Source organism: Psychromonas algicola (assembly GCF_004378355.1).
Taxonomy (GTDB): Bacteria; Pseudomonadota; Gammaproteobacteria; order Enterobacterales; family Psychromonadaceae; genus Psychromonas.
Genome location: NZ_SNUB01000055.1, coordinates 1 through 7,639, shown reverse-complemented (window position 1 = coordinate 7,639; position 7,639 = coordinate 1). Strand labels below are relative to the sequence as shown.

Sequence of the window (7,639 nt, the reverse complement as noted above, 5' to 3'; positions counted from 1 at the left end):
GTGTATTTTAGTTTTTATCGATTAGGTTGTATTGACCTTGAATCAAGTAAAGACTATTGGACGGTAAAAGTGTAACCCATGTATGTTTAATAAAGTGTTACCTATGAACTTGACTGTACACGCCTATAACGTTTTTTAATCTCCTCTCTTCAAAATAAAGTAATAACAGCCTTCTTTACGCACCGCTCATACGCGGCGTCCATGCCGCGAAGTTCGCTAGCAACGGCAGAGGGCACGCAGAGCTTAGTCCGCTCATAACACTATGCTGACGCATAAATCGCTCCATGCCTCTGCTTGCTAAAGGCTATTATTGATTCAGAAAAACTTAATGGGAAATTGTCGTAGCCATGTTGAGTAATATTTTATTATCTACAGAAAACTTAATTCCGTGTTTCTGCTATAAATACGAAATAATTCGGCTTAGTTAGACTGTTATGTTTAAAGGGAGCAATTATTGAGCACTTCTGAAACAGTACCAACGGCACAGGAATTTCTTATAGAAACTCCTTTATATGAAATTGCTGACCTTGAACAAGGTAGGTTACTGAGATATTTTGACGAGACATTTGACTCTTACTGCCCTCAGTGCAATTCACACAGCATTTTTGAACGCTACTGGCAGTACTCTAAATCTATAGGACGTGACCAGTCGTCTTGGATCGATTGTCGTGTGTTCTCAATTCAAATTCAATGTACCAGAGACAGGCGACACAAACAGTTATTCATTTTCAAAGCAATCGGTCAAACTATTCAACATTTCTAGTTCAAAAAATGAGTAGGGATCTTATGACAATATCTAGGTCACTAAATAATAAGTTTGAGTATCAAAAATAAATTATCAAGTTTAAATAGCTCCGAAGACAGCTTGATGGTGCTAAGGTGTGGTTCAATAAAAATAATGAATCGTTAATTGATAAGTTCAGAGCTGATTGAATAAGCACCTAAAAAATTGAATTATTTGAAGAACTATTTTCCTAAATACTTATAGAAAAAAGAAAAACACTTCTGTTATATTATGTTAAAAGAATATAAAAAATAGGATAAAAATATGTCTTCACACCCCATTACTCGAAAAGAACTTGAAAAATTAATTGATCAAGGCGCAGACGTTTCCAATGTCAATACGTCAGAAATAACTGATATGAGTGAGCTTTTTTTAAAAAGACACGATTTTAATCAAGATATATCAAGCTGGGATGTGAGCCAAGTTACCAATATGGAAAGCATGTTTTGGGAGGCAATAACATTTGATCAAGATATATCATCTTGGGATGTGAGCCAAGTTACTAACATGAAAGGGATGTTTTGTAGAGCAACAAGCTTCAATCAAAATTTATCCTCTTGGAGTGTTGGTAAAGTAACAAATATGGAAGGTATGTTTTCCATAGCGCCAGCCTTCAATCAAGACATCTCTTCCTGGGATGTTGGTGAAGTAACCAACATGTTCGCTATGTTTTGCGGAGCAACAATATTCAATCAAGATATATCGTCCTGGAATATAAGTAAGGTAACAAACACTGAGAGCATGTTTGGAGAGGCGCCAGCGTTCAATCAAAATATCTCCTCTTGGAATGTTAGCGAAGTTACGAGTATGAAAAGTATGTTTTTAGGCGCTCTAGCATTCAATCAAGACATATCAGCTTGGGATGTTAGAAATGTCACGAATATGGACGGTATGTTCTGCCAAGCCATAGCCTTTAATCAAGACATATCATCTTGGAATGTTAGCCAAGTGACAAATATGAGAGCAATGTTTACAGGAGCTGAAAATTTCAATCAAAATCTCTCCTCTTGGGATGTTAGCCAAGTGACAAATATGTTTCAAATGTTTGCAGGAGCGATACGATACAATCAAGAACTATCCTCTTGGGATGTTAGTAAAGTAACGACTATGGAGGGTATGTTTTCAGGCGCGACAGCCTTTAATCAAAACATATCCTCTTGGGATGTTGACCAAGTTACGAATATGGAAAAGATGTTTTGCGAAGCAACAACCTTCAATCAAAATATATCTACCTGGAATGTCAGTCAAGTAACCAATATGGAACAGATGTTTTACGAAGCAACAGCGTTCAATCAGAGCCTATCAACTTGGGATGTCAGACAAGTTACGAATATGTTAGGCATGTTTTATCGAGCCTTAGCTTTCAATCAAAACCTATCAACTTGGGATGTAAGCCAAGTGAATAGTATGGCAGCTATGTTTAGAGAAGCAACAGCATTCAATCAAGATATCTCTCTCTGGAATGTTAGCAAAGTGAGGAATATGAGACAGATGTTTGGCGTAGCAACAGCCTTCAATCAAAACATTTCGACTTGGGATGTGAGTAACGTAATTCATATGCACAGTATGTTTTGCGCAGCAACGGCTTTCAATCAAAACATTTCGACTTGGGATGTGGGTAATGTAACTGATATGCAGAGTATGTTTTGTGAAGCTTTAGGCTTTAATCAAGATATATCGTCTTGGGACGTGAGTAAAGTAACCGATATGAGCGGTATGTTTTATGGCGCTTCAGGCTTTAATCAAGATATATCCTCTTGGGACGTGAGTAAAGTAACGGATATGACAGGTATGTTTTATCAAGCTTCAAGCTTTAATCAAGACATATCGTCTTGGAATGTAGGTGAGGTAACGGATATGATAGGTATGTTTTATGCAGCTTCAAGCTTTAATCAAGACATCTCGTATTGGAATGTAGTTAATGTAAAAAAGCATGGTTCTTTTAATGAGAATTCACCTTTATTAGATATAAATAAACCTATTTGGGTTGGTCAGTTTGGTCTGTTAGGAAGAAAGTGGAGAATATTTTTCAAAAAACATTTTCAAAAAAATAATCCATCGGATAAATTTTAAAAATGCGGAATATCGATATATCTAAAAAAATTTGACCTATTAACGATAAAGTATTGTTCAATGTGGCTACGAAAATCCTATGGCTTTCTCTGAGTCAACCATAGCATTCAGAAAGTTAAGGAAGGAATAATCAGTATCAACGCTACGTCTATAAGACAGTTACTTATTCAGATTAAAAGCGATTTAGGCCGATATTATATGGCTCTGTTTTCTTTCGTTCATACGAAGAATATTTACTTATTCAGAATGCGGTGCTTTGTTTCAGTTCTTCAATAGCAACTCGCCGACAGAGCCAAATCGTAGTATTTACTAATCAAAAGGATCCGACGAGTACAGGTGAGCTAAGTGCAATTAAGCTATAGGACAGTCATTCGTTAATGTTAAAAATCCGATAAACCAGCTTTCATTTTCACTTCATACAACTGCAAAATATGAATAAGGGACATCACTTTTTCATATTCTTCATCAGTATAATCTGCGTATCGCATCATACCGCAGGTTTGTGAATATAGGCTTTCATATAGTGCATTAATGTCGCTACATTCTGGATCATTCAAGCCGTCAACAAAAAAGCTAAATGTATCAATATCTTGTTTAATGTTACGTGCTTTTGAGGATGCGATTAAAAAGGTTAAGTGTTCAATTACAGTGGCTTTATCGACACAAATATTAAATTCATTCGCCATATCAACTTTAAATGTTAAGGTTAATTTTTTAGCTAGCTCAAGTAACCGTTCGCAAGAAGATGTTTCACATATAAAACCAGTATATTCATCACTCCCTTGATCCCACAAAATAAAACGATACTGTTTATTTACTAGCCAATAATCAAATTCACACAAAGCGAATGGAATACTATCAACAGATTCGCTTAAAGTAGTTGCACGGAAATGCCCTTTTATATTGTGAGTAGTGAGTAACGCATTCAATTGCGGTTCAACTTCATCAGTCGCTTTCCAATCAATGCGTGCAACCAACCAACTCTCTTTTTCTTCGATAAGTTCATTTAATTGATCCATCAACAACATGTCATAATCAAAAGTAAAAGCATCAGTGGAGGCACTTTTTATTTTTTTCATTTGGACATCGTGTTGTGTTACGCCAAATACGTCCACATCACGGCTAATGATTAATGATAATAACTCAAGGTATAGTAGATGTTTCTGTTTTCGAATAATAAGGTAGATTGGATACCAAATAGGGCTAAAAATTAAGCCAAATGACACTACCAGCAACGTCTTAATGATAATAAAAAATATGTTTAGCAGAGCCCAAGCTATTATGATCATTAAATGTAATAGCGCTTTAATCGTCACTGGTATGATTTTTATTAGCTGCCAAACCAAGTTAGGAAAATGTTTAAGCACAGCAAAAATTCCAACACTTACAATAATTAAACTAGCCATTACCAAGCTGATAAATTTGCTTAAAAAGTTTCTAGCTGCCATCTATTTCTCGCTCTCACTTATTTACTCATTCTTCATCAATGATTTATCCAATTTAGCATTAAATGATTAGCTATACATGCTTAACTCACCATAAAAGCTTTCATGAATAAAACTTAATTCATAGTCAACGCATCTTTAAGAGTAAAGACCAGAACACTTATTATTTATTCACTATGAATGATTTAAAGGTAAAACTTACGCGTTATTTAGTTTTAAACTCTGGTATTGTTACATTCTGTCAGGAGAAGAACATAATGAATAATATAGAAGTCAAAAATGCCCCTAATGCGTTATTGAGCAGAAACATATTAAGTAAGGTCTCTCCCATCAAAGAAAACCGAAAAGGCTCTCGTTTTTTGGCTTTGATATACGTGCTTTTAGGCGTGGGCATGACGATTGCAACAGTACTAATCTTAGCTGCGTTTAACGTACCTTTATTTTTCTATTTATTTACCTTACTGTGGCTTCCATTCACTATTCTTATGATAGGTTATGAGCAATCTCTGATAGTACAAAATCACCGAACATTATTCCTGAAATATATTGCACAACACTTCAATAGAGACGAAAAATTTCTTCAAAAGTATGGGACAAAAGTATGGGACATCCATTAGTTGATGACAATAAAATCAGTTATTTACAACTTAATGTCAATGGAGCACTACTTTATTATCTCTAGGCCCACTTTTGAAACTTGATCTTTTTCAGTTTAGGTGGTGTTGGGAGTTTTTTATGACTTGTTAAAGTAGGAATGCCTCGTCTACTTCAGTAAATTTTAAGCATTTGAAACATTTAGATTCTAAATGTTGTTTAACTTTTTCATGTACCACAATGGTTCGCATGCTCTCAGCTAATCGGAACATATATAAACCTTTTGTTAACGATGGTTCTAACGTAATGTTTTTCATACTAGTACTAGCATCGCCAATTTGAGAATCGGTTAAACAAACTGTTCCATCTCTAGTTGCTTTTATTAAGCCAATAACATTTATTGCTTTATATCCACTAATCATGATTGATGGGGCTGTTCGACTTTTCAATATAACATCATAAGTAACTATATTATCAACTCCAACCTCCGCTAGAGCGTCAATCAAGGCTTGAGTTGCTATTGGTGGACTTCTATAAAAGGGTAAAGGTGTACAATGCTCATTGCCCTCTTGAATTCCTATGGTTATTGGCTCTTCGGGCTCAATACTGAATTGTTGACCGAACATCCAATCATCTTCCATATCATCAGGCAAATCTGGCATATTACCCAGCATCATTCCATCAACATCATGGAAACTAGAACTTATAATGTAATATTTTTCGTTACTCATTTAATTTTTTTCTTCGCAAGTAAATGCATGACATCTATTAGTTAATCGCAATATAATAAATCGCTTATAACTTAAAGTCGATAGATGTCGAACTCTGTATCCTAACCTTCGGTTTGATAAAGTACGGGACATCCACTAGTTGATATCAGTAATATCAATAAGTTAATAGAAAACGGTGCTCAACGTCGCTGCGACAACTCTCCCATTGAGTTTTTCTGAATCAATTAAAGACTTTAGCAAGCTAAGGCAGGGAGCGAATTATGCGACAGCATAGTGTAATGAGCGGGCTAAGCTCTGCGTGCCCTTTGCCGTTGCTAGCGAACTTCGCGGCATGGACGCCGCGTATGAGCGGTGCGTTAAGAAGGCTGTAATTACTTTATTTTAAAAAGAGTAGATTAAAAAACGAATTGGGAGCCAGTCTTTTTGCATGTTGTGGTAAAAAGTATTCTTCTGGTAAGAAAAAGTATGTCGCCGACAGGGCGAAAACACTGTTAATAAATATAAGAATGCCATGATGAGCGCAGGCGAACCCAAATTAAACAATTAAAATATAAATTCTATCCGATAAGGTTATATAAAGTAAGAATATGAATTGGACTAAATTTTTAATAGATAGTAGTAAAATCAGCGCTATCTATTCTGACAAACTACCTCTATTAGAATCTACGGTACTACATGACGTTGTATTAAGTCGAGATGGGCCTAAATTAATACTTAGACTAGATTTATTTGAATTCCCTGAGTCACCTCCCCAAAAGTGGGTTAAGCTAGGCTTTAATCGTGTTCAAATACAATTAACGGCCTTAAATATTCAAAACTTAAAAATCGAAGGTTTAGGTACTGAATGTATGTGCAATATTTCTATTCACTCAGAGAATAAAGTTCTATTTATAAAGATTTTAGGTGAAGAAATAAAAATAGAATTCACTTCAGAATTTTTAATTCTTAATAAAATAAGTGCTTATTTGGATAACGGTAAAAACACGGGACATCCATAAGTTGATCGGAATATAATTAATCACTTAAAGTCAATGACTCCAACTCTGCATCTATTACCTTAAATGTTAATAAAAAAGATTAAATTGGACAATGGAAATGAAACGTTGGTGAAATACAAAGCCAAATCAACAAGAACGAATTATAAATATGGTGCACTCGCATAAATAGAGGTAATGATGAGTATTTTTGTTTTTTTTCCATCTGCTGGTTCTAAGGGTGCATTTTTATCAACAGTACCGTCAGATGGGCCTAAAGCGTATAAGTATAAGCAGGCTATTTCGTTATCAGGTAGTTTTCCAAAAATTGATGATGCTGTAATGTGTTTTGATCCTAATTTTCCTGATAATACCGAACTATTAGACGTTGTGAATTGTCTTGGCAGCATTGTTGTTTTTAACCAAAAGGTGAAAAAAATATTTGAATCTTTAGGAGTAACCGGTGAGTTTCTTAATGTTCGAATATGGGACCATCAAGATAAAACCATATCAGATGACTATTTCATATTTAACTGTTTAAGTGTTATCGATTTTATCGATATGGAAAAATCCAAGGTTGCAATGAGTCCACTTTTTCCTGATCGAATAAAAAGAGTTAAGTCATTAGTAGTAAATCAAGATGCAGATATACAGAGTCATGCTTTTGTTCCTAAGGGTATGCAAGGTCAAATTTTTATTACCGAAAAACTTAAAACTGCTTTAGAGACGGAGGGGGTTACAGGTTTTAAAGTTTTTAAAGCCGAGGGATGGGACGGTCTGGATGTTTGATTTTTCTCTGTATGTTTCTATGACTTAATAAAAACTACGAGACATCCATTAGTTGCTCAAAAAAATCAAACTCTTACAATTTAAAGTTAATGACGATCCAACACTTCTAGAAAGTCAATAAAAACACGGGACATATATGGTCACTCTTTGTAAATCAAGTTCAAATTGATTTTTATTTATTATTTCACTGTCGATATTGTATAAAAAACTCGTCACCCTTCATTATTAAGGGATAACCTTTCTGGTTAA

General features: G+C 34.8%; 6 protein-coding genes. 4 read left to right on the top strand and 2 right to left on the bottom strand.

Annotated features, from left to right (window positions below):
• The first annotated feature begins 1,048 nt into the window (after positions 1-1,048).
• Complete coding sequence (locus E2R67_RS16180) at positions 1,049-2,857, top strand: BspA family leucine-rich repeat surface protein (RefSeq protein WP_134291984.1); 1,809 nt, start codon at positions 1,049-1,051, stop codon at positions 2,855-2,857.
• Positions 2,858-3,237: 380 nt separating this feature from the next.
• Here E2R67_RS16180 and E2R67_RS16175 read toward each other — a convergent pair whose 3' ends face one another.
• The gene (locus E2R67_RS16175) at positions 3,238-4,083 is read right to left on the bottom strand and encodes a DUF6630 family protein (protein WP_134291983.1); all 846 of its coding nucleotides are present in this window, start codon (positions 4,081-4,083) and stop codon (positions 3,238-3,240) included.
• 476 nt (positions 4,084-4,559) lie between these two features.
• Between E2R67_RS16175 and E2R67_RS16170 the strand changes: the two genes are divergently transcribed.
• Entirely contained in the window at positions 4,560-4,919 is a 360-nt protein-coding gene (locus tag E2R67_RS16170; protein WP_134291982.1) for a hypothetical protein, read from the top strand.
• Between the two features lie 126 nt (positions 4,920-5,045).
• Here the strand turns inward: E2R67_RS16170 and E2R67_RS16165 are convergent, their stop codons facing one another.
• On the bottom strand, positions 5,046-5,627 hold the full coding sequence (locus E2R67_RS16165; RefSeq protein WP_134291981.1) for a hypothetical protein: 582 nt from the start codon (positions 5,625-5,627) through the stop codon (positions 5,046-5,048).
• A gap of 587 nt (positions 5,628-6,214) precedes the next feature.
• Here E2R67_RS16165 and E2R67_RS16160 point away from each other — a divergent pair.
• Together E2R67_RS16160 and E2R67_RS16155 are read left to right on the top strand one after the other, a co-directional pair.
• The gene (locus tag E2R67_RS16160; protein WP_134291980.1) at positions 6,215-6,625 is read left to right on the top strand and encodes an Imm50 family immunity protein; all 411 of its coding nucleotides are present in this window, start codon (positions 6,215-6,217) and stop codon (positions 6,623-6,625) included.
• A 177-nt stretch (positions 6,626-6,802) separates the two neighbouring features.
• The gene (locus tag E2R67_RS16155) at positions 6,803-7,390 is read left to right on the top strand and encodes an imm11 family protein (protein ID WP_134291979.1); all 588 of its coding nucleotides are present in this window, start codon (positions 6,803-6,805) and stop codon (positions 7,388-7,390) included.
• Positions 7,391-7,639 lie beyond the last annotated feature (249 nt).